This window comes from Methanobrevibacter sp. (genome assembly GCF_045603845.1).
In the GTDB taxonomy this organism is placed as follows: domain Archaea; phylum Methanobacteriota; class Methanobacteria; order Methanobacteriales; family Methanobacteriaceae; genus Methanocatella.
Map to the genome: position 1 here is coordinate 13,155 of NZ_JAZUMY010000018.1, position 24,236 is coordinate 37,390.

Genomic DNA, 24,236 nt, shown 5'->3' on the forward strand with positions numbered 1-24,236 from the left:
TAACCACTATCCTTTCAAAATTATCTGATTTAACATTTTCTGAGGGTCTGCATAATAAGATTCGATTACTGCATTAACCTCATCGACAGAACGGATGTTATGACTTAACATATGCTGCAATACAATTTGGCGATTGCCTATTTCCTTATACAAATCATTTAATGAATTTCCACTTAATTTAGCTATTTCAGACAAAGTCCTTGAAGCGATGCTAACATTTTCGATTTTATCCGTTTCTGGATTCCACTCAAATATCTTATTTAGCTGAACAGTGCCCTCTTCAATACCTACAACCTCGGCAACTTCACTGATACGCCTATATGAAACACCATTCGGTTTATAAATCCTGTTTTGCATCACTATAAAATCAATAGCTGTAATCATTATTTCCGGAACAGACATCGGTTCATTAGTTAATCTGGTTATAGTTTCTCTTGCATCATTGGAGTGAAGCGTTCCGAAACCTGAATGACCCGTGTTCAAAGCAGTGAAGAGTGTTATGGCTTCATCAGCCCTTACTTCACCAACAATTATCCTATCCGGCCTTTGCCTTAAGGAATTCTTAACCAGGTCATTCATCGTTAACTCACCACGATTTTCCGTATTGGACGGACGTGTTTCCATACGGATGACATGCTCATGAGGTATCTGAAGTTCCAACGTATCCTCTATTGTTATAATTCTCTCCTTCGGATTGATTAATGACGTTAACGCATTTAATGTGGTAGTCTTGCCTGAACTAGTTCCGCCGGAAATTATCGCATTGGCAGATTTTACACCCAACCCGTCAAAACATAACCAGAAAAATGCTGCAAGCTCTACTGAAATCGTCTTATAATTAATAAGATCAATTATTGTAAAGGGATCCTTTTTAAACTTACGAATCGTCAAAGAAGGCCCGTCAGCGGATACCGGAGGAATGGTTGCGTTGATTCTTGATCCGTCCATTAGTCTACCGTCCAAAATAGGAGATTCCTGGTCGATTCTTCTGTTGATTTGTCTTGCCATCAAATCAATCAGATCGGTTAATTCGTCTTCATCCTTATAAACAATGTTTGTTTTCATCATACCATATTCCCTGTGATATACAAAAACTGGTTTATTAATTCCGATTATCATGATTTCCTCCAAATCATCATCGTGAACTAACGGGTCGATTTGGCCATAACCGACAATATCCTGCAATATCTTTCTAGACAATGATTCGACATATTCTCGGGATACCCTTCCTGATTCATATGGCAATCTTGTATATAAAAAATTTTTAATATCATTGTATAATTTAACCTTATTCAATTGAAAGTTCTCTCCACTGGATATAGCTAAATCAACCAAGTTTTCCCTAATTTCTGCCAAAAGTACTTTTTCTTCAGGAGTATATTTCTGTTTAAATACCTCATACACCGGTATTGAACTATTGCTCTCGTTTAACATATTCATTAAAAATCACCTTCCATGAAATTTGTTTGTAAAAATAGATTAGTAATACTTATTAATAAATTTTTATTACGAGTGAAATTATAATTATGAAGTGAAATCAATATTAAATTATGAGGGTAAAATGCGATTGTGGTGAAAACTGTATAACAACTTTTGAAAATTTAGATGAAAAAATTAAAAAATTAAATGAATGTAATGACTGTAAAGATGTTCAAGTTAAAAAATTCAGTCCCTTAAAAGATCTTATTGATTTAAATATAATTGATGGGAATTATAAGAAATGTGCCTGTGGCAAAAGACCATTGGATATCACAATGAGCCATATCCTAAAGATAATGATTGAGGAAAAAATAGTGCCTGAGAATGCCACATTAAGGCGGAACAGTCCAGTCCCATTAAGTGACTTCTATTACAGCAGTTTAAATCCGCAATTCATAAATGAAAACACATTAATCCTACTTCACCCAGATTTTACAGATAAGGTTGCCTTAAGACTGATTGATGAAGTTCCTGAGGTTAAAGGAGTGCTTAAGGGAAGTCCTGCAGATACCGTCGGGCAGCTAAATAAAAATACTCCGATCAATCATTTTGAATTGCTCGCAGGATGTGACCTGCAGACAAATGTTATGAGAACCCTGATTAATGAAAAAATAATAATCAACAAGAATCAAAGCAAACACCACATAGAGGTTGCAACAACAACCGAAGGAAAATTAATTAAACTGCACAATTACCTCAACAATAATAAAATAGAAAAGGGAATTGCGATTGATGCAATGTGCGGCAGCGGTGCAATAGGAATATACCTGTTGAAATATGGCTTTGAGAAAGTAATTTTCAATGACATATATCCTCAAGCTATTGAAAATTTAAAAGAAAATCTGGAAGTTAACGGAATTGATGAAAACTATGAGATACATAATGAAGCTTTTGAAGATTTAGAAACTCCAAGAGTTGATTTGTGCGTGATAGATGCATTTCCAAATGATGATGCTTCAGAAATAATAAAAAAAGCTGAAAAAATAGCGGATAATGTGCTGATTATCTAAACTATTTTTCCAAAAACATAATGCTGAATTAACAATTATTTATCTGCAAGAGTCCAATAACATCTTTTAGGTGAAACAATAGTTTCATCCTTTTTTAACTCTTTCATGATTTTGTCAACTTCTTTTTTCTCGACACCTGAAATTTCACTAACCTTAGTGGCATTTAACGGATCTTCAGAGTTTCTGAATGCTTCTATGACTTTTTCTTTATTATCCATAATATCACCCGATAAATTAATATCCAATTTCAAATATGATTCTAAAAATATTTAAAATCTCCTCTCATATAAACATCTGCATGTAAATTACGATAGCCGGAATAATCAAAACACCCATCAGATGAGATTTCCCAACTCCAAGATAATGAGGAAGCATTCCCATTGCAGTGGATGTAATTAAAGCCAACACCATATAAGCTACAGGAGCCTGATAATAAAATATAAAAATGAACAGAATTACAATTTGAAGCAGAATGACTCCGATTGAAAGTTTTTTATAGTCAACACCACCCATCAATTTAGAGAAAGAATCCCCCAATTTTAATGCCAATGCAAGAGAAACAGACACTGCCAAGAGTGATGCGAAAATATAAATCAATAAATGATTTAAAGTCATGTCCGTTATCAGATAAGACATATAAACTGCAATACCACTTCTGGGATTTCCAATGATATAAATTGCCATCAACGAAAATAGACAGTCGGAAATATTTAAACCTGAAGTTGCAAGTAAAAAGTTTACCGTGTCATCATCGTCATTATCACTGGCTCCGCTTGCAGCCTGGGCAATTACAGTTCCCTGAGCAGGCCCGAATCCTGGTAAAAAACCCAAGATTGCTCCGGTGATTCCTCCGGCGAAAATGCTTTTGAATTTATTGAAATCAATGTTTAAATCATAAAATGAGTTCTGATGAGGAAGCGTTGAATTATCATTTAAACTGAATAGAATAGTGCTGATTCCAAACAATCCTGAAAAAGTACACATCAGCGTTACTCCGGACGAAATTGGAGTTTGAAAAATGGCCCATCCCAAAATTCCTGATAGTATAAACAGCAATAAAGACCATAAGAAATCCCTATTTGTACCTGTTAAGCTGTATGTCAAATAGATTGAAGCAAAAAGCAGAATCATCCACGTGAAAGGCTTGGACGCTTCATGCAACATCGGCAAAAGCATATTGAAAATTGGAAGCATCAGAATTGTAACTATTATGGCTCCAAAACCCCCTACACAAACTATACGGATTACTTCTTTTGCACGTCCCTGCAATACCATTCTATGGCCAGGCAGTATTGATGTTGCCGTTCCTTCTTCAGGAACACCCAAAAGCATTGACGGAACGAATTCTATCAGCGCATGGGCAATTGACATTGCAACCATCACTACACAAAGAAATTCCGGACTCAAAAATGATAATAAAAATGTTGATGATGCAAAAAGGATTGCTCCGGCAGTATTAACATGAATCCCCGGCACCATGCCAGTCATTGTACCTATCAATATTCCTATAAAACATGCGATTACTAATTCAAACATGAATATTTAGTAAGTTAAAGTACTTTTTAAAGCTTGTTGAAGCCACAAATGAAAATTGTTCTGAGCTAATAAGTTTTATATATAAATATTCACAAAATATATACAAAAGGTGATGAAATGATAACCTGTTCAGTATGCGGTGCGTTGAATGACCCTTCAAACATGGCCTGTGAAGAATGCGGATCCGACCTGATTGATGAAACGGAAATAGAATATTTATTTGATGATGATTAAAATTGTTTTCTATTGAACATCAAAGATTTCATGGATAATTTGGATAATAATTCCAATAATTCATCACGAGATAAATTCAGCTCCTCACAAATCATATTATCCCATTCAATCTCTTTTTCCTCCAAAAACTTAGCTGTTTCCAATCCTTTTGGAGTTAATGTGGTAATATATTCCCTTTTATTATACGGATTAATATCCCTTTTAATCAGCCCTTTCTTTTCAAATTCGGAAAATGCTCTTGATACACCACTTCTGTTCATGAAACATGCTTTTGCAATATCTGACTGGTTTACATTAGGTTCAAAGTAAAGCAGCATAAACATATAATACTGAGAATAAGTTATTTCTGTTTCCTTTTTAAGAAACTGTTTTAAATAATAATCATGAGTTTCCTTAAGTGAAATCAAATGATTTAAAATAAACGGCGAATTATTTATAATATCTTCATAATTTTTCATGTTATCACAGTTAATTATTATAAATATTCATATATATAAATGTTGCGTAATGCAACAATAAATGTCTAAAATAAAAAAAGAAAAAGTTTTGAAAGATTACATTAATCTTCCTACACCAGTAATTTCAATACTGGCAACACCTTCAATAGCTGAAACCATTTCTTCAACAGGTTCAGATCCGCCTTCACCATCTTCGGTGATGAAGTTTAAGATAATAGCTACTAAACCGAATGCAATAGGTTCTTCAGCAATTTCGTGAATTTTAGCGCCTTCAGGCATTGAACTTTCAATAGTTGCTTTAATAGCTTCTAAGTCTTCTTCCGGACTTTCCGGCATGATTTTCATAGTGGTTAAAACTTCACCCATTCTAATTCCTCCATTAATCTAAGGACCTTCGAATCCGCATTCACATTTGTAAGCGTGACCAAAGGTACGGCATTTTTCACATCTTGCAATTTTTGCTCCGCATTCTGGACATTCGAATTCAACGAACGGACCAGTTAATGGGATTTCTTGTTTACATGAAATACATTCTACTTCTTTCATCTAATCACCTATTATTAGTGTGTAATCGAAATTGTAATCATTTATATTATCATCAATAAGAGATAAAACCCTTTCAGGATACATTCCATTTACAACATAACAATTAGTCCCGAATTCAATCAAAAGAGAAGGCAACATTAAATCAATTGATGATTCTTCAAAAGTTAGTAGTTTTTTCGCATCAATTTTACTAATGAATTTGGAACCTTCTTCACTAGGTTCTCGGGTATATATACCATTTACATTTGTTACTATTAAAAGGTTTGCATTTAAACAGTGAGAAACATAAGCTGCAATTGAATCGGATGTGACATCCCATGAGCATTCAAAGGGATCTTCCTTTTTTAAAAAGTCAGAAACAACAAAAATCGGAGTAAAACCTTCATCAGATATTGATAATGCATCATCAAGAGTAAAAACCAATTTTGACGAAGAAACCTTATCATTTACAAGTTTTGCAATGATATCCATGCAATCAATAGCCGTGTAATGAGTTACCTCTTCAGAAAAGTTTTGAGCTGAGTCATATTTACGAATCAGATTTGCAAATTCACCTCCGCCCAAAATAATGAGCGAATTGGTATTTTCCAGCTTTTCTGCCAATTTTATTGCATAATCTGGAAATAAACTTCCCCCGATTTTTACAACCTGTTTTATGATAATAATCACATCCACATTTAATTGAAAATAGCTATCATTAAATTAATAGTTATGCTATAAAAGTTTCAAATCCCCAGTCACTTCATCAATAATTTCATCTTCATCAGGCCCGATACCCAAAACTGTAACGGATGATGTAGGTATCTGTGTCCTTCCAGCATCAACTACAAGAAAATGTGAAATATTCCTCTGAGCGATTTGTTTTTTAATTTCCAATAATTCCTCTAAAGAGCCTACTTTACATACAACCTTAGCATAAGCCTCATTTTCCCATTTTTTAATTTTATCGGGAGATGTTCTTTTGTAAGCTCCAATAGAACCGTGACAACATTGGGCAGCAATTTTGCCCTTACCCATTTTTAAATCTGTCCTTACGACCATAACTTGCTTCATTAAAATCACTTTATATGATGATTAATTAATAATATTTTAGAAATGAAAATATTTAATGTTTATGAAAAAAAGTATCTTTTCTTAACATTTAAAAACAATCAAATACATAATTTAAGTATTAAAGATTATTTTTTAATTTAAGGAGATTATTAATGACTCGTATTTCTATACTTGACAAGGACAGATGTCAACCCAAAAAATGTGATTATCTTTGTATCAGTTACTGTCCCGGCGTTAGGATGGATGAAGACACCATCGTTGTAGACGAAGATACAAAAAAACCTTTAATATCAGAACAGCTGTGTGAAGGTTGCGGTATCTGCACAAACAGATGTCCGTTCGATGCAATCAGTATTATTAACTTGCCGGAAGCAGTCGGCGAACCTATTCACAGATTTGGACAAAACCAATTTGAATTGTTCGGACTTCCAAGCCTGGAGGAAGGAACCGTGCTTGGACTTTTAGGACCGAACGGTATCGGTAAATCCACAATCATGAATATCCTATCCGGAAATCTGATTCCAAACTTTGGAGACTTTGAAAATCCTCCGGAAAACTGGGATAATGTGATTGAATTTTATAAAGGTTCAGCGCTCCAAAGCTACTTTTCAAAATTGTCAAACGGCGAAGTTAAAGCTATCTTAAAACCTCAAATGGTTGATCAGTTACCGAAAGTCGTAAAAGGCAAAGTTAAAGATTTGCTTGAAAACGTTAATGAAAGAGACAAGCTCGACTACGTCTGTAAAGAGTTGCAGCTTGAAAATGTGCTTGACAGAAAAATGGAAAACCTCAGTGGTGGAGAACTTCAAAGAGTTGCAATAGCCGCTACGGTTTTAAGAGAAGGTGACTTCTATTACTTTGATGAACCGACATCATGGTTAGACGTATCCCAGAGATTGAATGCTGTAAAAGTAATAAGATCCCTTGCAGAAGAAGGAAAAAGCGTTCTTGTAATTGAGCACGACCTTGCTACACTCGATGCTTTATCTGACAATGTGCACATATTATATGGTACTCCCGGAGGATATGGGGTAGTATCCGGAAGGAAAGGAGTGAGAATTGGTATTAATGCTTACATCAATGGATTTTTAACAGAAGAAAACGTGAGAATTCGCAGAAATCCTATTGAATTTACAATCAGGCCACCAACACCTGAAGATGAAGGAGATGCACTTGCAAGCTATTCAGATATTTCAAAAGATTATGACGGATTCAAATTAAGTGCTGATGCAGGAGACATTTTCTATGATGAAATAGTTACCGCATTCGGTTCAAACGGTATCGGTAAAACAACTTTTGCAAAAATGCTGGCTGGTGTGGAAAAGCCAACTACCGGCGAAGTGGATGAAGAGGTCACAATAGCTTACAAACCACAGTACCTCGTAAGCGACTTTGAAGGAAGCGTAAGTGACTTTTTATATATGAATGCGCCAAGTTACGGCAGCAAAATCTTTGAAAGTGAAATAATGACTCCATTTGCACTTGAAGACATGCTGGAAAAACAAGTCTCCAAATTAAGTGGTGGGGAACTTCAAAGGCTCGCAATTGCTGCAACATTGTCAAAAGATGCTGAAATATATCTATTCGACGAACCAACCGCATTTTTAGATGTTGAACAAAGATTAACTGCTGCAAAAGTAATTCGTAAGATGGTTGAAAGCAGAAATGCAGCATCACTTATTGTAGATCACGATATTGTGTTTATTGATTATATTTCAGACAGAGCCATGGTATTCAACGGTACTCCAGGTCTTGAAGGCCATGCTTCAAAGCCAACTGATTTGAGAACTTCAATGAACGAATTTTTAGGTAATCTCAACATTACTTTCAGACGTGACAAAGAAACAAAACGTCCTAGAGTAAATAAGCTAGACAGTTACCTTGACCGTGAACAGAAAGAAAAAGGAGAATACTATTACTTATCAGATTAGAAATAGTCCATCCTATTTCTAATTCTTATTAATCTCACCACCAATATTTCAAATTTTATATTCCTATAGGAATACATATTTTAAAAAATACAAAATTTATACTTCAATAGAAATATAAAATAATCTTCTCAAAAAATACAATTCTAAAGAATATTCGGAGAAAAAAAATGAAAAAAAATGAAATAAAAAGGGAAACATATTTAGAAAAACTAGAAGATTTCAAAGATTCAGATTTTGTAAAAGTATTCACAGGAAGTAGAAAATCTAAAAAAACAAGTTTATTACACATTTGGGCAGATGAACTTGAAAAAAAAGGAATAAACCGAGACAATATCATATTCATTTCATTTGAATCCCCAAAATATTATTCAATTGATAATTATATTGACCTAGACAAAATAGTTTATGAAAAAACAAAACATCTTGAAGGCACAATTTATTTATTTTTTGATGAGATTCAACAAGTAGAGCAATGGGAAAAGAGCATTAATGGATATAGAGTCTGTCTTGATTGCGACATATATATCTCCGGATCAGATCCTAACTTATTATCCGGTGAATTAGCATCAATACTTGCTGGAAGATACATAACTATTAGGATTTCCTCTTAGGTGACGAAATTTAAATTCAGATTGAAGCAAGTTCGCTTAAAATAAACCTTTTAAGGACTTTAACTGCTTCTTCACCATCATCATCCAATCTAATAGAATCATTAGGATTTAAGTCAAATGCTTTAACAACACTTTCCGCATCAATATTTTTAATGACTTCTATGTCTTTTTCCTCCAATATCGTTGATACGCAATCATCACTGCATCCCGTGATTGATACAATTTTTGCATCCTCCAAAATAGGTGCACAGTTATTCGGCTGTGCAGAATATTCTGTAATGCATGCAGCAACAATATTATCATTGTCCAATGCTAACTCAACAGTTGCAGCTCTTACAACAAGTCCTAATGGGCTTAAACCACTACATGATACTAATGCTATCTTATCATCCATACTATCCTCTCGCTTGTTTTCTGTCATATCTTTTCTTAACTTTTTCATATCCCTGTTTGTAAAAAGGACATATCAAAACGCATTTGCTACATCCTTTTTTGTGAGCAGTGCATAATTTTCGAATAAATTTTCCATTCTCATCAAAAGCATCTTCAGGACATCGGTCAATGCAAATTCCACAGGTAGAACAGAAATCCTCAACCCATAACATGTCATTTTCATCTTTGAAAGGCAAATTTTCTATTGAAGTCTTAATCATGAAAAATCCTACATTCAATGCTTCCCTAAACATGCACATATTGCTTCTGGTTATTATACAATCCCTAGACTGCATTGCAATAGCCCTTAAACTGACGCTGTCATCTAATGGATGGATTAAATCAGCTTTAAAATTATTTTTTCTTAAAAAATCGGCGACTTCAAAAGTCCTGCGTCCGAACTCCTGAAATTCCTTATCCTCCAAAACAGTCTTTTCTTTTGAAGGGTCCATCGTTAAAATATCATCTGACATCTTATATTTCAAAATAAGAATGTTATCCCAATCAATATTCCATTCATTTTTAAAATCATCAGATAAGGCAGAATAACTAACTCCAATGAAACCTTTTTCTAAAACAATCTCATTTAACTCATTTAAAATATTTTCGGAAATGGAATTTATAGGACTGACGGGATTTTCAAATTCATAAAAATTAGGAATGGGGTGATGATATCTTATACGCATATCATTTACCCTCGATTATTTTTGTCTTAATGCTTCAATAGCTTTAGGGAATTCTTCACAGAACACCTTAATTTCTTCAGTAGGTATGGAGAAGCTTATACGTAAATATCTGTCTCCAAATAACTCTGAGGTATATTCACCTTCCCTTGCAAAGACCCCTTGTTTAAATAAGTAATTTGATAATTCTTTAGGATTAATTCCGGCACCTGAAACATCAACTGCCATCATATTTGCATCAGACGGATAAACAGGCAGGAATACACCATCGACTTCATCAACCATCTCTTTAATCAATCTCTGATTGGTGAATGCGATTTCACGAATTTCTCCTTCCCATTCTTCCTTGGATTTCAAACCGGCAATTGCACCGTATTGTGCTATGATATTAACACCTAAATCATTTACAACAGCATTTTTAATAACATCAATTATTTCTTTTGATGAAACAACACTGCCTATTCTCAAACCAGCCATTCCGAATATTTTGGAGAAACTGTAAATCGTTAGAGTCTGACCCGGAGCATAGTTTTCAACAAGGAAATGCTGTCTTGCGAAATCCTTATAGGTCACATCATGCAATAAGTAAATATCATTTTCTATAGCAATTTCAGCGAACTCCTTAAGTTCATCTTCAGTGTATGCTGAACCTAATGGGTTCAATGGATCAATTAAAATAACCATTTTGGTATTTTCATCCATATTTTCCCTTAATAACTTAGGAGTTAATTTGTATCCACATTCCTCATTATAAATAGGAACATATCTTGCAGTACCAAAACGGTTTGCAAAATCACCAATGATGAAATAACCAGGATCAGATAAGATAACATTATCTTCAGGTTCAATTAATGCCTGCATACATAAATATAAAGATTCTGTCGCACCCGCAGTCAATAATACTTCACAATTATCAAAATCCAAATCTTTCAAAATCAACTGTCTAAGTTCAGAAAAACCTTCTGGAGGCGGGTACTTACAATATTCTTTTTCTTTAACACAGCTAGCCATTGCATCAGCTATGATATCACCGTGAAGATGGTTTGTATTTTGACCCATCCAAATCATGTCTTTATCCATGAATACATCTTCAAAGAAATCGTTTGAAGAATCGTATCCTTCCGGAGGTACCCTTTCAGTTTTTTTAAATTTTTTCTCAGGGTGTTTTATATCACTCATAATATCACTATAACTCCAAAGTAAATATTTATTCTAAGTTATTTATAAAATTAATGCTAACTAATTCCACGAGATGTAATTCGGAAGACAACTTGCCGACCTTCGCCAATGCTTCTATGGCGTTTTAAAGTTGCGATTCTCTGGTCGGTCTCCTCACCACGTTCCAATTGTATGATAACTTTACTCCAATACTGAAGGACCATTCCCCCAACAGCCCTGATATCATTATTTCCTTCATCATCAAAAGAATTATAAATCTGATTTGTGACGACAACCGCAATGTCATAACTTCTTGCAATTTTTGACAGCTTTCCCATCTGTTTACCCAATTCCTTATTCAATCTGGAAGATTTCATATCATCCACACGATACAGCGCAACAGCTGAATCCAAAATAAACACATCGGTGCTATCATGGTTTTTTCTAAGCCATAATTCTATAGCCCCTATATTTTCACCCTGCTCCTGAAATGAAGTTGGTTCAAAAACCATTATATTATTAGCAACATCAGTAAAATCATCACCAGCAATCTGTTTAATCCTATCAATAGAAATTCCACCTTCAGTATCAATATATATCGCTTTTTTACCAGTTTTAGCAACTGTAACAGCTAAAAATAATGTCAGATTACTTTTACCTGAACTGGGAGGTCCAAAAATCTGAGTAACAGTACCTTTTTCAAATCCCCCATTCAATAAATCATCAATACGTGAATTTGTAGGAATCTTAAGATTATCCTCGAAATTAGCCAACACTTTCATAAGAATAGATTTGTTTTACTAAGATATATAATTGACATCAAAAAGTTACCAAATCTTTATAAGCAAAATCAATTAATGGAATAAATACTCCCTTAAAGAGGTGAAAAAGTAATGAAAAAGAAACTATTAACTTTATTCATATCAATACTTGCAATTACACTCTGCATCACATTAGTATCTGCAGAAAATCAGACAAACGAAATAATAGCTAATGAGAATAATATTGAAGAAAATGAAAGCAAAAGGATTGGAGAAGTGGTGAAATCCGAAGATAGAGGTTTTGTAAATGTTCCTTTTAGTGATGGCTACAACGGATTCTGTATTAATTTGGCCCAAAAGGAAACTACAGCAGGACAGGAGTTTAAAGTCCAAAACACTTCTTCGGCAATTAATAATGGAAATGGAAACGAAATTGGTAATTACTTGAAAATCTTATTTGTTGATTATTACAATTACACAATTGAAAATCCCAGATTAGCACAGGACATAATATGGAAGTTTTCCGATGATTATTATGTATATAATGACACAATAGTCCAAGGCATTATGAAATTAGCAGAATCCGGCAGAATTATCCCCGATCATGGTGAAGAAAAGATTCTGAATGAAACAACCAAAGTAAGATTTGATTTTGAAGTTCTTGATTCTGTGAACTCAAAAACACAAAATTTCTTCGGATACAAATTAACTTATTCAGATATCATTAATGATGAAATTTTAGGAAATTCAAGTGAAAATGATGACAATTTCGAAGATATCTTTGAAAGCGAAATACCAGAAAACAACACAACACAAAACGAAACAAACAACAATAACACAACAACAGAAAACAACCAAAACGAAACAAACAACAATAACACAACAACAGAAAACAATCAGAATGAAATATCTGAGGAAAATTCTCCATTAATGAACATTCCTGTTGATAATTCAACTCAAGGAAATTCAACCACCATAATAGAAGAAAATCCAAAAGAGGACGTATCAATTGAAAATAAGACTGGAAATCCTTTAGTTATGCTATTAATATTGCTTGGAATAATAGGATTTTACCCGATGAAAAGAGATTAATTCTCTTTTTACCTTCTTATAACTGTGGGTTGAGGTGTTGTTAAATCAATGATTGTTGATGCATTTTCAGAATCCAAAGGCCCGACATCGATTACCAAATCAACATCACAGCCCAACTGATCCAAAATATCCTCTGGTGTTGATAAGACTTCCTCATTGGATAAATTAGCACTTGTTGTAGTTATTGGAAATAAAGTAGCTAATTTACATGCAATCTGATTGTTTGGAACTCTAACACCAACATGAGTCAATCCACTTGTTACAACCCTTGGAACAATTGTGGATTTTTTCAAAATAAACGTGTAAGGACCCGGCAAATATTTTTCAATAGTGTTCTTTTGATAAATTGAAATTTTGGAAACTAAATCTATTGCATCAGTATTTGAAACTAAAATAGACAATGGTTTTAACAGACTTCTTTGCTTAATTTTAAAAACCCGACGAACAGCTTTATTATTAAATATATCGGCACCCAAACCATAAACAGTGTCTGTAGGATACATGACAACCCCACCATTAGCCAATACATCAATAGCCTCATTAATTACATTTTCATCAGGACTATGATTGTCTGTTTTTAATATTTTCATTAAATTACCTTTATTTTTTAAATAATTATATATGATAATTTCTTCATATATTAAAGTATGCTTGAAAGTCTAAGACCCTTGTTAACTAAAATATTGAATCCTGTTGCTCGAAATTTAAATATCAATCCGAATATTGTGACTATTATTTCACCATTTATTGCTATTTTGGCAGCATATGGTTTTGCAAATCATCTACTGATTCTTGGATGTATAGCAATATTGCTTTCAGGATTTTTAGACGTTGTAGATGGCGCAGTTGCAAGATATCATAACAGAACATCCAAATTTGGAGCATTCCTGGATTCCACAATGGACCGTTTTGCCGATGCAATTATCTATATAGGAATTATCTTTGGAGGATATTGTGACTGGTTTATTGGTGTTTTAGCTATTCATTCAGCCATTACTGTCAGTTATGTTCGTGCAAGAGCTGAATCACAGGGTGTAGACTGCAGTATCGGAATAGCCGAAAGAGCTGTTCGTATGATTATATTAATGGTTGGTGCATTAATCGGATACTTTACCCAACCGATTTATTTCACATATGTAATTTACATTTTAGTAATTTTATCATACATAACTGTTGGACAAAGAATTCATCATGTCTGGAAGGCGTTAAAATGAGTGATCTGGAAAGTGCGGAAAAAATAGCTAAAGATATTAAAAAATTAGAAAGAAACTTGAATCAGGTAGCACATATTGAATTTACTGGAAAAGAAAAGGAAGTATATGACCGGGCAGTAGATTACTGGAATGATTCCAAATACTATCTTGAAAAAGAGGATATGAGAACAGCATTTGGATGTATTGAATACTCTCACGGCTTACTTGATGCACTACGCATTATTCATGACATCATTGATGATTATTAAAAAAAATTAGTTAAATAATGAACGTATGAAATTTATTAAATTCCAAGTTAAATCATCAATGAAGCTTAACTCTACCTCTTGACTGGATACATTTAACAAATTAAGGTTCATCATTAAACGATTGTTCTTAGCAAATGCAATTATATCCAAGATATTTTTAGAATTATCGTAGGATGCCTTTTTAAAGCCGGAATTCATTTTGAAAAATGACGGATAATCCTTATTATTTACACTAACGTAATAATCATCATATCCTACAGAAACATCTGCATAAGCATTTCCATTATCTGATGATTTTAAAGAGACTTCCACAATAGTTTTCCCAACATCCACATTGCCATCAACCAAGGAACTTGTGGAAATATTTGAAAATGAAGAATTGCTGTTAGAAGAAGTTCCATTAAAATTTATAGAATTGTTATTATTGGAATTGTCATCAATGACCGTTTCATTTCCAGCATCATCCGCAGCACTTACGGAAGATATTGAAAAAACAATCATGATTAAAAATATCATCAGCAATGATAATTTAATACCACTTTTTATGTTCAACTTTACCATATGTAACATTATTATATCTTATGAATTAAATACTTTACACATTTTACAAAAAAATGTGGAAAATTATTCCACATTAATTTGATTTTCAAGAAGTGAATCGTCAGATGCATTAACTAATTTACCATCCAAAACTTCAATAATTCTATCTGCAAGTCTGGCTACATCCATATCATGAGTGACAATTATTAAAGTTACATTATTGGATTTGTGCAAATCAATTAGTTGCTTAAGTATTTTATTACTTGTCTTTGAATCCAGAGATCCTGTAGGTTCATCCGCCAATATAATTGAAGGATCATTTGCAAGTGCACGGGCAATAGCCACCCTCTGCCTCTCACCTCCAGATAATTTTGACGGCTTGAGTGATGCCTTGTCCTTAAGTCCGACATCATCAAGCAGACTTAAAGCCCTTGAACGCATCTCACTATTGGACAGCTTGGAAGTAAACATTGGAATCTCAATATTTTCAACAACAGAGAGATTCGGAATTAGATTATGCAGCTGGAAAACAAAACCTATTTTTTGAGCTCTGAATTCATTCAGTTTTTTATTGGACAGCAAATCATAACCTGCAACATTGATTGATCCGGAATCCGGCAAGTCCAATGCGCCAAGCATATTAAGCAATGTTGATTTACCTGAACCTGAAGGACCGATAATGGATACAAATTCACCTTCAGCTATGCTTAAATCAATTCCATTCAAGGCTTTGATGTGGCCATTTTCATATGATTTGACTAAATTTTTGATTTCAACAATATTACTCATAAAACCACCTACTCATACCTCAATGCCTCAGTTGGAGGTAATTTAACTGCTTTGCTTGCAGGATATATTCCACCAATAATTCCAACAATTATTGCGATTAAAAATGCCTGAACAAAAATATCTGGAGTGAATAGTGGATTTAAACCCATCATTGGAGCTAGAAGCTGACAGAGCACTACGCCAACAATAGAACCAATGACTGCAGACACAATAGTGATTACCAGTGACTCGCCGACAATCATGGTTAAAATTTTCCTATTTGACCAGCCGACAGCCTTTAAAACTCCTATTTCACGAGTCCTTTCAAATACAGACATCAACATCGTGTTGATAATGCCCAATCCACCAACAACAATTGCCAAAAGAGAAATTCCCCATGATGATGCCCTTAACATATTAAGCATGCTTCCCATCTGTTCCATTTCCATAACTGAAGAAATGGTGGTAATGTTATCACCATACATTGAATCTATCCTATCTGCTACAGTTTGTGCATCCTCTCCCTTATTGACTTTAACATAGATGTTTGAAATGCTGTCTTCATCATCATTGATTTCAGCAACCTTTTTGATTGAAGTGAAAACCGCTCCGGCCATATTGGAGTCTCCGGTTTCATAGATTCCCACAACATCAAAGTCTTCGCCATCTATTTTCAATGAATCTCCAACAGACAGATTATTGTCGTCAGCATAGATTTTGCCTAAAATAACCTCGGATGCATTATCCTTAAATAAACGACCATCAGACATTGAAATATCTGCCAGCTGCGTTCCATTTGGATCAATACCAATCAGAGTATTCATATAATCATCACCTACCGACGTAAGAATAACATAAATCGGATATGCCTCATCAACACCGCTGACATTAGCTATCTTATCTGTCCAATTGGCATCTATCGTATTGGTACCGTATGCAGAGTCACCAGTTTCCTTTCCCGAAATCGAAAAGTCAGCACCTCCCGCATGAATAGTATCCTCAAAAGTAGATACCAAACCATTAGTGATTCCACCAAGAGCAACGATGACTATAATTCCAATACAAATGCCTACAATGGAAAGTATAGCGCTGTTCTTTCTCCTGAATGGATTTTTAATAATAAACTTTAAAAATGACATAATAATAAATTATAACTTGAATATATAAATAACTTATTTAAGCAACGGTTAAGATGCAATAAACAGGTGATAAAATGCAATCTAAAGACATTCTAATTGACAATATTGATAAAGTACATACAACTGAAATGGGTGTTGGAAGAATTTCCAGAAACCTTGAAATAAGCGGAGATGTTGTAGAATATTGTAAAGACAAAATCCTTAAAAATGAGTCAAAAGTTAAAAAAGAGGGTAAAAATTACTATGTAGAAATCGATGATTGCATAATTACAGTCAATGCATCAAGCTACACAATAATTACCGCCCATAAAATGAGTTAATTAGAATGGTAGGCTTGAATAATACCCTTTAAGCCTATAATTATCATTATTCCAATTAACAACATCACCCAATGAGTTTCTAGTGTTTATTGAATCACCAACAATCCAAGTGCCGCCTACCAATACCTGTGTCCATACGTGACCGTCAACATCACCATCACGGAATACGCATGTTCCATGGACATATCTGGCCGGGAAACCTGCAGCCCTGTATAAAGCCACCAACAAATGCGCCTGGTCGACGCAGTTTCCTTTTTGGGCATGCAATGTTCCTACAGCACCATAATATGTATTATAATAGTAACTATAAGGTATATTATCCCTCACATAATCAAATATTGCGATAGCCTTGTCCAAAGGCTGAGTATAGCTTCCGGTTAACTGCTGTGCAAGTGCAACAATCTCCGCATTTGAAACATGGCAATGACTTGTGCTTGATAAATATGGGCTTAAATTAGAGATTGTATTTTTAGAATTCAAAACACTTTGTGATACACGAATATTTGACTGTCCCGCCGTATTTCTCTCAGCATAATTATAGACAATCAGATAATCACCCTTAGCCAAACCGCCAACAGTTATTGTGGCCACACCCTGAGCGTCAGTATTTGCATGTTGGGATATTCCATTATATGTGAATTCAATATCCACATTTGAAATCGGATTTCTATAAGCATCAAGCAATGTTAATGAATAATCCCTGGAAAAACCAGAAACCAAATACAAATCATCAGCAATGAAAATGGCACCATCAACCAAAACATGATTGGATGTGCTGCTGGCCGCATAAAACATATTGTCAAGTGAGGTAACAATTTCATAATAGCCCACTCCAAGATTAATACTTAATCTGGCAACGCCGTTCTCATCAGTGGTGCGGACATATGGCTTATCATTAATGGAAAATGTTACAGGAGTATCGTTTAAAGGTTTTTTACTTGCATCAGTTAACGTTGCAGTGAATTCCTTACTATCCCCATATTCAAAGGCCAAATCCTCAGTGGATAAATAAGCAGGAAGTTTTGAAACGACAATCGTATTTGATCCCTCATTATAATCCGGAGAATTCACATCAGAATAGCTGTATGAAATTTCATAGGTGCCCGGAATCAGGTTGATGTTTAAACCAGCAACACCATTCCCGTCAGTGGTGCGGACATATTCATTGCCACCAATATCGAATTTGACTGTTCCATTAGCAATTGGAACTCCTGATGCATCTTTTAAAGTGGCCTTGAATTTAGAACCGTCATTATAAAGCATTTTTAAATCTTTTCCAGACAAGATTGTAGTTGATTTATCTGCAGTTACAACGTTAGATGATTTGTATGGATAATAATTGATATTTCCATCAAATTCATATTCAACAGAATATTTGCCTTCAGAAGGGTTTGAAATAAGAATTGTAGCTTCACCGTTTTCATCAGTGACTGCAGTTGCTCCAACGCCGTTACACTTAAATTTAATGGCTGCAAAAGGAATCGTCTTATTATTTGAACCATACAATGTGACTGTATAATCCCTGTCCAAACCGGAGATAATATGGACATTTAAATCTTCAATAGTGGAGTTGGATTTAACGATATTAATCTTATTGGAAACAGACAATCCCCTATAATCAGTGGAAGTTATTATATATTCGCCAACATCAAGATTGATATTCAACTTGGCAGTACCGTTTTCATCTGTATTTCTATTATAGAACACTCCATTAATGTTAAATACGACACTGCTTGCAGATAAAGGATTTCCCACATCATCCAAGACATTGGCAGTGAATTTATGGCCATCTCTGTAAGCCATGTTCAAATCACCGGCAGATATGGTAGGCAAAACCTCTATATTGTTAGAATGAACCTCACCATTAAATGAATTGACGGCAGTGATGGTATAGTTATTAGGCCCTAGGTTGATGTTTAACTTAGCTATGCCGTTTTCATTACTACTGCGGTCATAGAACACGCCATTAATATTAAATGTTACCTTTTGGTTAACCAGAGGATTTCCTTCACCATCCAACACGTTTACGAGATATTGAGTTCCATTCCTATAGTATTTTACCATATCCGAAGCTTCAAGAGTGGTGAGAACTGTAATATTGTTAGAATACGTCTCGCCGTTAACAGGGTTGGTAGCGGTCAATATGTATTTTCCCGGCAAAAGATTAATGTTAAGCTTTGCAACACCATTTTCATTCGTTTTCCTTTGATAGAAAACACCGTTGATATTGAATGTGACCATGGTGTCCCTTAAATAACTGCCTTGAGAATCAAGAAATGTGGCATAATACTGCCTGTCGCCCCTATAATACTTCCCGACATTCTCTCCACTGATTGTAGACAATACCTTTACAGTATTTGTAGTTGAAAAAGGAGCATATTTTTCATTGCCTGAATAGAAAGAAGAAATATTGTATGTTCCTGATTTCAGGTTAATTGCAATAGCCGCAATACCTTCATCATTAGTAGTTCTGGTATAGTTGATATTATTGATTGTAAAAATTATGCTTTGGTTCGCCAGAAAAGAACCTTCACTATCTGATAAGACAACTTTAAGTGCGGTTCCATCTTTATAATATAATTCAGTGTCATTTCCAGACAAAACAGTTTGTATAACTCCTTCCTGAAGAGTATTATCCTGAGAATCCATCTCCATAATAAAGTTATCATAAACATCAATATCTTCTGCAGTGCCATTTATTTCGGCCGCAGAAGCTGAACCTATCAAAAGAAACAGAATACTGACGATAGATAAAAGCATCACTTTATTTGTATTAGAAATTTTTCCACCCCTCACAATAATTACGAAATTTGAATAAAAATATACTAAAAAAAATCAGTATTAGTAATTTAATGTATATTTTTAAACAGTATATAAATATTGTTAATAGAAAAACCAAAAAAATATATTAAAAATTGAATATTAGAATACGATATATGGGAAATATCCATGAAGCTTATAATTATAGTTATTCCAATTATAAACATTGCCTAATGAGTTTCTGGCATTTATCGTGTCACTGACAATCCATGTATCACCGATTAATACCTGAGTCCATACATGTCCATAACTGGAACCGCTGTTGAATACACATTTTCCATGCACATATCTTGCAGGAAGACCCGCTGCCCTATATAAAGCGATTGACAGATGAGATTGGTCCACACAATTCCCCACTTTGGAGTGCAATGTTCCCACAGCACCATAATTTGTGTCATAATAGTATCCATAGCGCACATTATCCCTCACATAGTTAAATATTGCTCTGGCCTTATCCAAAGGATTGGTTAAACCTCCAGTCAATCTATTTGCAAGAGCAACAATCTCCGGATTAGAAACCTGACAGTTTTGAGAATCAGATAAATATAAAGTCAAATCAGAAACTGTGTTTTTGGAATTTAACGGTTTTTCTGAAACAAAAACATATGATTGACCAGCATTATTCCTTTCAGCATACTTATAAAAGATCAGATAATCCCCTTTAGATAAACCTCCAACAGATGTTGTGGCTTTACCTTCATCATCAGTTAATGCATGTCTAGACACTCCATTAAATAGGAATTCAATATCTGCATTTACAATAGGATTATTATAAGCATCCAGCACAGTTAATGTAAAATCACGAGTGTAACCAGGATAGACAGTTATATCATAAGCAACGAAAATAGAACCGTCAACCAAAACATGATTTGAATTGCTGCCTGCAGTATAAAATGCATTATCCAATGATGTGGTGATGTCATAATAGCCCACACCAAGGTTAATATTCAGTTTTGCAACTCCGGAAGCGTTTGTAGTTCTTATATATGGCTTGCCGCAAATATTGAAAGCAACACCAATGCCCTCCAAAGGATTATTGCTGGCATCAGTTAAAGTTGCTGTAAATGGCTTAGAATCTCCATAAACAAAGACCAGATCACCAGTAGATATGTGGGCCGGGAGTTTTGAAACAACAACAGTATTTGACCCTTTATTATAATCTGTTGCATCCTCATCAGAATATGAGTATGATATTTCATAAGTGCCAGGCATTAAGTTGATATTTAAACTAGCAATACCATTTCCATCAGTAGTGCGGTTATATGATTTGCCGCAAACACTGAACGTGACAGTTTCGTTTGCAAGAGGAACAGAAGACGAATCAGTTAAAGTGACGTTAAATTTGGAACCATCATGATAAAGCATTTTCAAATCTTTTCCGGACAGTGCGGTTGTTGAATTGGCCGCAACTATTTTGTTGGATGATTTGAACGGATTATAATTAATATTACCTTTAAATTCATATTCAATTGAATATGTGCCTTCACGAGGATTTTGAATTACGAATGTTGCTTCTCCTTTTTCATCAGTAACTGCAGTAACGGCAGTGCCATCATATTTGAAGTCAACAGCTGCAAAAGGAATTGTCTTATTGTTTAAACCAGACAATATAACCGTATAATCCCTATTCAAACCTGCAATGATGTGAACATTGTCATCTTCAATAGTGGAATTGCATTTTTCAATATTAATCCTATTTGAAACAGATAACCCTCTGTAATCGGTAGATGTTATAACATATTGGCCAACATCAAGGTTAATATTTAGCCTGGCAGTGCCGTTTTCATCAGCATTGCGATTATAGAAAACACCATTAATATTAAATACAACCTTGGTGCCCGCTAATGGATTGCCCGTACCATCAAGAACCTGTGCAGTGAATTTATGTCCATCCCTATAGGCCATATTCAAATCATCGGCACAGACAGTAGGCAATACTTCAACATTATTGGAATGGACTTCATTGTTAAGAGAACTTACAGCAGTGATTGTGTAATTGCCCGGTCCAAGATTAATATTAAGTTTTGCAACGCCATTTGCATCGGCAGTACGGTCATAGAACACACCATTAATGTTGAATGTTACCTTTTGATTAGCCAAAGGATTTCCTGAACCATTCAATACATTTACACGATATTGGGTGTCGTTTTTATAATATTTCACCAAATCCGAAGCCAGCATGGTGGTGAGCACTGTGATATTGTTAGAATACATCTCACCATTATTTGGGTTGGTGGCCGTCAATATGTATTTTCCAGGTAAAAGATTGATATTAAGCTTTGCAATACCGTTTTCATTCGTTTTCCTTTGATAGAATACTCCATTGATATTGAATGTGACCATCGTATTCTTTAAAAGATTACCATAAACATCAACGAAAGTGGCATAATACTGCGTATCGTTTCTATAAAATTTGACAAGGTCTTTTCCATCAATTGTAGACAATACTTTTACCGTATTTGTAGTTGAAGAACAGTTATACTTTTCATTTCCCGCAAAGAAAGAGGAGATATTATAATTTCCAGATTTTAAGTTGATTGATATTGATGCGACACCGTCATCATTGGTTGTTCTTGTATAGTTGATATCATTTATTGTAAAAATTATGCTTTGATTCGCCAACAGTGAACCTTCACCATCTGATAAAACAACTTTAAATGCAGTTCCATCATTAAAATATAACTCAGTGTCGTTTCCGGATAAAACACTTTGTTTTACATCATCCCGTGAATTGCTCTCTGGAGACCCTATCACTGATGTGGAATCTCCTGAAAGGTCCAAATTCTGTGAAGAATAAACCCCATTATCATTTGATAAAACAGGATTTGCATCACCAATATTTGCCCCTGAAACTGAACCTAAAATAAGAAACAATGTTAAAACAATGATAAAAATTATTGAATATCTTTTAATAGAAATTTTTCCACCTCTTCAAACTGCGAAAATTTTAAAAGAATTTGTAAAATTTAAATATGTAAATAAAAATTTATTATCCAATTATATATAAATTATGTGGATTGTTAAAAAAAGTGAAAAAAAGAAGAGATTTGAAAATCTCTTTAAATTTAATCCATATCCTCGAATCTTTCTTCGAGTTTGGTCATTACACCAGGAAGGGAAGTATATTCCATTTCTTCAGCAGGTAATCTGTGAGGTTCGAATGGACCATGTCTTCTGATGTAAGTTGCGATTTTAGCAGCTTGTTCACGAGTAGGATCGAATGCAGGGTCATCAAATAAGTCTACAGGACCTACTAATTCACCATTAGCTACTTGGAAACCTAAACCAACAACTCTAGGTGGTCCGTCAAATCTGATAGGATTTGCTTCTGCTTCGGATACAGGCATCATTGGACCATTGTGGGATCCTCTCATCCAACCACTTACCATGTGTGGGAATGCAAATGGATCTACACATTCACCGTTTGCAGGGAATCCGGATTGTGCTCTTACAACTGCTACCGGGTCGTCTTTACCAACGTATTCACCAGCCATTAAGTTTAATCTTTCGGTACTTATTGCAGCTGCGATTTCACCGTTTTTCTTCCATACTCTTTTAATAACGTATCTTCCGGTTGAACCGATTAATGCGAGCAAGACATACATTTCTTCAGGACAGTCTAAGATAACTTTTCTGTGTTCGATTACATCGAATACTTCAAATTTGAATCCATCGTGTAAACTTGGGTCAATTACGAGACCTGCAGTGTTAAATGGATCTGCAAACATTCTGAAGATTGGTAAGTTGAATGCACCAGGTTCGGTTTTGTCACAACAGAACACTAAAACAGGGTCAGATGGTCTTTCTTCAAATTCCATTTCAGCTACACCAGGACCCATACCTTTGATGTTACCTGAGAAAGTGTCAGATAATAAGTCTTGACCTGCACCGTATAATTTTAATTCACGAGCTCTTTCAGTAGCTTTCATGAATGCATCATATGCGGTTTTGTGTACTTCTTCATTTTCTTCCCCTTTGTCGTGGGTCATGATTAAATCAATGTCATCTCCACAACGGGAAACATAATAATCTTTTAAGATACCAGTTTCTAAAGCTTCGTTTAAAACTTCATCACAAATGTCCATTAATTCTGGGTGTGCAACACAGTGACCAGAAACACTTCCAATATCAGCTTTAATTACACTAACAGTTGTTTTCATTTTAAATACCTCAATAAAATTAAGTTTTATATAAACTTAAAAA

General features: G+C 34.5%; 26 protein-coding genes. 7 read left to right on the forward strand and 19 right to left on the reverse strand.

Annotated features, from left to right (window positions below):
• Positions 1-6: 6 nt before the first annotated feature.
• Positions 7-1,440: a CpaF family protein gene (locus tag ACKI2W_RS02110; RefSeq protein ID WP_407378883.1), complete on the reverse strand. Its 1,434-nt coding sequence runs from the start codon at positions 1,438-1,440 to the stop codon at positions 7-9.
• Between the two features lie 110 nt (positions 1,441-1,550).
• Between ACKI2W_RS02110 and ACKI2W_RS02115 the strand changes: the two genes are divergently transcribed.
• Positions 1,551-2,489, forward strand: coding sequence for a 50S ribosomal protein L11 methyltransferase (locus tag ACKI2W_RS02115; protein WP_407378884.1), 939 nt, complete (start codon positions 1,551-1,553; stop codon positions 2,487-2,489).
• Between the two features lie 35 nt (positions 2,490-2,524).
• Here the strand turns inward: ACKI2W_RS02115 and ACKI2W_RS02120 are convergent, their stop codons facing one another.
• The 7 genes from ACKI2W_RS02120 to pth2 form a co-directional block, all read right to left on the reverse strand.
• Positions 2,525-2,707 (reverse strand): MarR family transcriptional regulator, encoded by a 183-nt coding sequence (locus ACKI2W_RS02120; RefSeq protein ID WP_407378885.1) that lies wholly within the window; start codon positions 2,705-2,707, stop codon positions 2,525-2,527.
• Between the two features lie 64 nt (positions 2,708-2,771).
• A complete protein-coding gene (locus ACKI2W_RS02125) occupies positions 2,772-4,025 on the reverse strand; it encodes a tripartite tricarboxylate transporter permease (RefSeq protein ID WP_407378886.1) in 1,254 nt (417 codons plus the stop codon).
• A 230-nt stretch (positions 4,026-4,255) separates the two neighbouring features.
• Positions 4,256-4,717 carry a MarR family transcriptional regulator gene (locus ACKI2W_RS02130; protein WP_407378887.1) on the reverse strand — a complete coding sequence of 154 codons (462 nt, stop codon included), beginning with the start codon at positions 4,715-4,717 and terminating at the stop codon, positions 4,256-4,258.
• A 96-nt stretch (positions 4,718-4,813) separates the two neighbouring features.
• Positions 4,814-5,083 carry an elongation factor 1-beta gene (locus ACKI2W_RS02135; protein WP_292796363.1) on the reverse strand — a complete coding sequence of 90 codons (270 nt, stop codon included), beginning with the start codon at positions 5,081-5,083 and terminating at the stop codon, positions 4,814-4,816.
• Between the two features lie 18 nt (positions 5,084-5,101).
• On the reverse strand, positions 5,102-5,263 hold the full coding sequence (locus tag ACKI2W_RS02140; RefSeq protein ID WP_058738518.1) for a zinc finger domain-containing protein: 162 nt from the start codon (positions 5,261-5,263) through the stop codon (positions 5,102-5,104).
• The gene (locus ACKI2W_RS02145) at positions 5,264-5,920 is read right to left on the reverse strand and encodes a delta 1-pyrroline-5-carboxylate synthetase (RefSeq protein WP_407378906.1); all 657 of its coding nucleotides are present in this window, start codon (positions 5,918-5,920) and stop codon (positions 5,264-5,266) included.
• A 57-nt stretch (positions 5,921-5,977) separates the two neighbouring features.
• Positions 5,978-6,316, reverse strand: coding sequence for an aminoacyl-tRNA hydrolase (pth2, locus tag ACKI2W_RS02150; protein WP_407378888.1), 339 nt, complete (start codon positions 6,314-6,316; stop codon positions 5,978-5,980).
• 152 nt (positions 6,317-6,468) lie between these two features.
• On the opposite strand from pth2, the gene ACKI2W_RS02155 reads away from it, so the two are divergent.
• Together ACKI2W_RS02155 and ACKI2W_RS02160 are read left to right on the forward strand one after the other, a co-directional pair.
• Complete coding sequence (locus ACKI2W_RS02155) at positions 6,469-8,247, forward strand: ribosome biogenesis/translation initiation ATPase RLI (RefSeq protein WP_407378889.1); 1,779 nt, start codon at positions 6,469-6,471, stop codon at positions 8,245-8,247.
• A 167-nt stretch (positions 8,248-8,414) separates the two neighbouring features.
• Complete coding sequence (locus tag ACKI2W_RS02160) at positions 8,415-8,858, forward strand: AAA family ATPase (RefSeq protein WP_407378890.1); 444 nt, start codon at positions 8,415-8,417, stop codon at positions 8,856-8,858.
• 16 nt (positions 8,859-8,874) lie between these two features.
• Here ACKI2W_RS02160 and ACKI2W_RS02165 read toward each other — a convergent pair whose 3' ends face one another.
• The 4 genes from ACKI2W_RS02165 to radB are packed head-to-tail and all read right to left on the reverse strand — an operon-like array spanning position 8,875 to position 11,913.
• The gene (locus ACKI2W_RS02165) at positions 8,875-9,252 is read right to left on the reverse strand and encodes a putative zinc-binding protein (protein ID WP_407378891.1); all 378 of its coding nucleotides are present in this window, start codon (positions 9,250-9,252) and stop codon (positions 8,875-8,877) included.
• Position 9,253: 1 nt separating this feature from the next.
• Positions 9,254-9,976 carry a DUF362 domain-containing protein gene (locus tag ACKI2W_RS02170; RefSeq protein ID WP_407378892.1) on the reverse strand — a complete coding sequence of 241 codons (723 nt, stop codon included), beginning with the start codon at positions 9,974-9,976 and terminating at the stop codon, positions 9,254-9,256.
• 15 nt (positions 9,977-9,991) lie between these two features.
• On the reverse strand, positions 9,992-11,152 hold the full coding sequence (locus tag ACKI2W_RS02175; RefSeq protein WP_407378893.1) for a pyridoxal phosphate-dependent aminotransferase: 1,161 nt from the start codon (positions 11,150-11,152) through the stop codon (positions 9,992-9,994).
• Positions 11,153-11,208: 56 nt separating this feature from the next.
• Positions 11,209-11,913 carry a DNA repair and recombination protein RadB gene (gene radB, locus ACKI2W_RS02180; protein WP_407378894.1) on the reverse strand — a complete coding sequence of 235 codons (705 nt, stop codon included), beginning with the start codon at positions 11,911-11,913 and terminating at the stop codon, positions 11,209-11,211.
• A gap of 111 nt (positions 11,914-12,024) precedes the next feature.
• On the opposite strand from radB, the gene ACKI2W_RS02185 reads away from it, so the two are divergent.
• Positions 12,025-12,984, forward strand: coding sequence for a hypothetical protein (locus ACKI2W_RS02185; protein WP_407378895.1), 960 nt, complete (start codon positions 12,025-12,027; stop codon positions 12,982-12,984).
• 8 nt (positions 12,985-12,992) lie between these two features.
• On the opposite strand, the gene ACKI2W_RS02190 is transcribed toward ACKI2W_RS02185, so the two are convergent.
• Positions 12,993-13,574, reverse strand: coding sequence for an L-threonylcarbamoyladenylate synthase (locus ACKI2W_RS02190; RefSeq protein WP_407378896.1), 582 nt, complete (start codon positions 13,572-13,574; stop codon positions 12,993-12,995).
• A 57-nt stretch (positions 13,575-13,631) separates the two neighbouring features.
• Here ACKI2W_RS02190 and pgsA point away from each other — a divergent pair, with 57 nt between their 5' ends.
• Together pgsA and ACKI2W_RS02200 are read left to right on the forward strand one after the other, a co-directional pair.
• Positions 13,632-14,198, forward strand: coding sequence for an archaetidylinositol phosphate synthase (gene pgsA, locus ACKI2W_RS02195; protein ID WP_407378897.1), 567 nt, complete (start codon positions 13,632-13,634; stop codon positions 14,196-14,198).
• On the forward strand, positions 14,195-14,446 hold the full coding sequence (locus ACKI2W_RS02200) for a DUF357 domain-containing protein (RefSeq protein ID WP_407378898.1): 252 nt from the start codon (positions 14,195-14,197) through the stop codon (positions 14,444-14,446). Before pgsA ends, ACKI2W_RS02200 begins: the two co-directional genes overlap by 4 nt.
• Before the next feature lie 6 nt (positions 14,447-14,452).
• Here ACKI2W_RS02200 and ACKI2W_RS02205 read toward each other — a convergent pair whose 3' ends face one another.
• From ACKI2W_RS02205 to ACKI2W_RS02215, 3 genes are all read right to left on the reverse strand, one after another.
• Positions 14,453-15,007: a hypothetical protein gene (locus ACKI2W_RS02205; RefSeq protein WP_407378899.1), complete on the reverse strand. Its 555-nt coding sequence runs from the start codon at positions 15,005-15,007 to the stop codon at positions 14,453-14,455.
• A gap of 63 nt (positions 15,008-15,070) precedes the next feature.
• Positions 15,071-15,775 (reverse strand): ABC transporter ATP-binding protein, encoded by a 705-nt coding sequence (locus ACKI2W_RS02210; RefSeq protein ID WP_407378900.1) that lies wholly within the window; start codon positions 15,773-15,775, stop codon positions 15,071-15,073.
• An 8-nt stretch (positions 15,776-15,783) separates the two neighbouring features.
• Complete coding sequence (locus tag ACKI2W_RS02215) at positions 15,784-16,893, reverse strand: ABC transporter permease (protein ID WP_407378901.1); 1,110 nt, start codon at positions 16,891-16,893, stop codon at positions 15,784-15,786.
• Positions 16,894-16,967: 74 nt separating this feature from the next.
• Between ACKI2W_RS02215 and ACKI2W_RS02220 the strand changes: the two genes are divergently transcribed.
• Complete coding sequence (locus tag ACKI2W_RS02220) at positions 16,968-17,213, forward strand: DUF3781 domain-containing protein (RefSeq protein ID WP_407378902.1); 246 nt, start codon at positions 16,968-16,970, stop codon at positions 17,211-17,213.
• Here ACKI2W_RS02220 and ACKI2W_RS02225 read toward each other — a convergent pair whose 3' ends face one another.
• The 3 genes from ACKI2W_RS02225 to fbp all read right to left on the reverse strand — a co-directional run bounded on the left by ACKI2W_RS02225 (position 17,214) and on the right by fbp (position 24,193).
• Positions 17,214-20,009, reverse strand: a complete 2,796-nt coding sequence (locus tag ACKI2W_RS02225) for a transglutaminase domain-containing protein (RefSeq protein ID WP_407378903.1) — start codon at positions 20,007-20,009, stop codon at positions 17,214-17,216.
• A gap of 126 nt (positions 20,010-20,135) precedes the next feature.
• Positions 20,136-22,907, reverse strand: a complete 2,772-nt coding sequence (locus ACKI2W_RS02230) for a transglutaminase domain-containing protein (protein ID WP_407378904.1) — start codon at positions 22,905-22,907, stop codon at positions 20,136-20,138.
• A gap of 191 nt (positions 22,908-23,098) precedes the next feature.
• Positions 23,099-24,193: a fructose-1,6-bisphosphate aldolase/phosphatase gene (gene fbp / locus ACKI2W_RS02235; protein ID WP_407378905.1), complete on the reverse strand. Its 1,095-nt coding sequence runs from the start codon at positions 24,191-24,193 to the stop codon at positions 23,099-23,101.
• Positions 24,194-24,236: the final 43 nt, after the last annotated feature.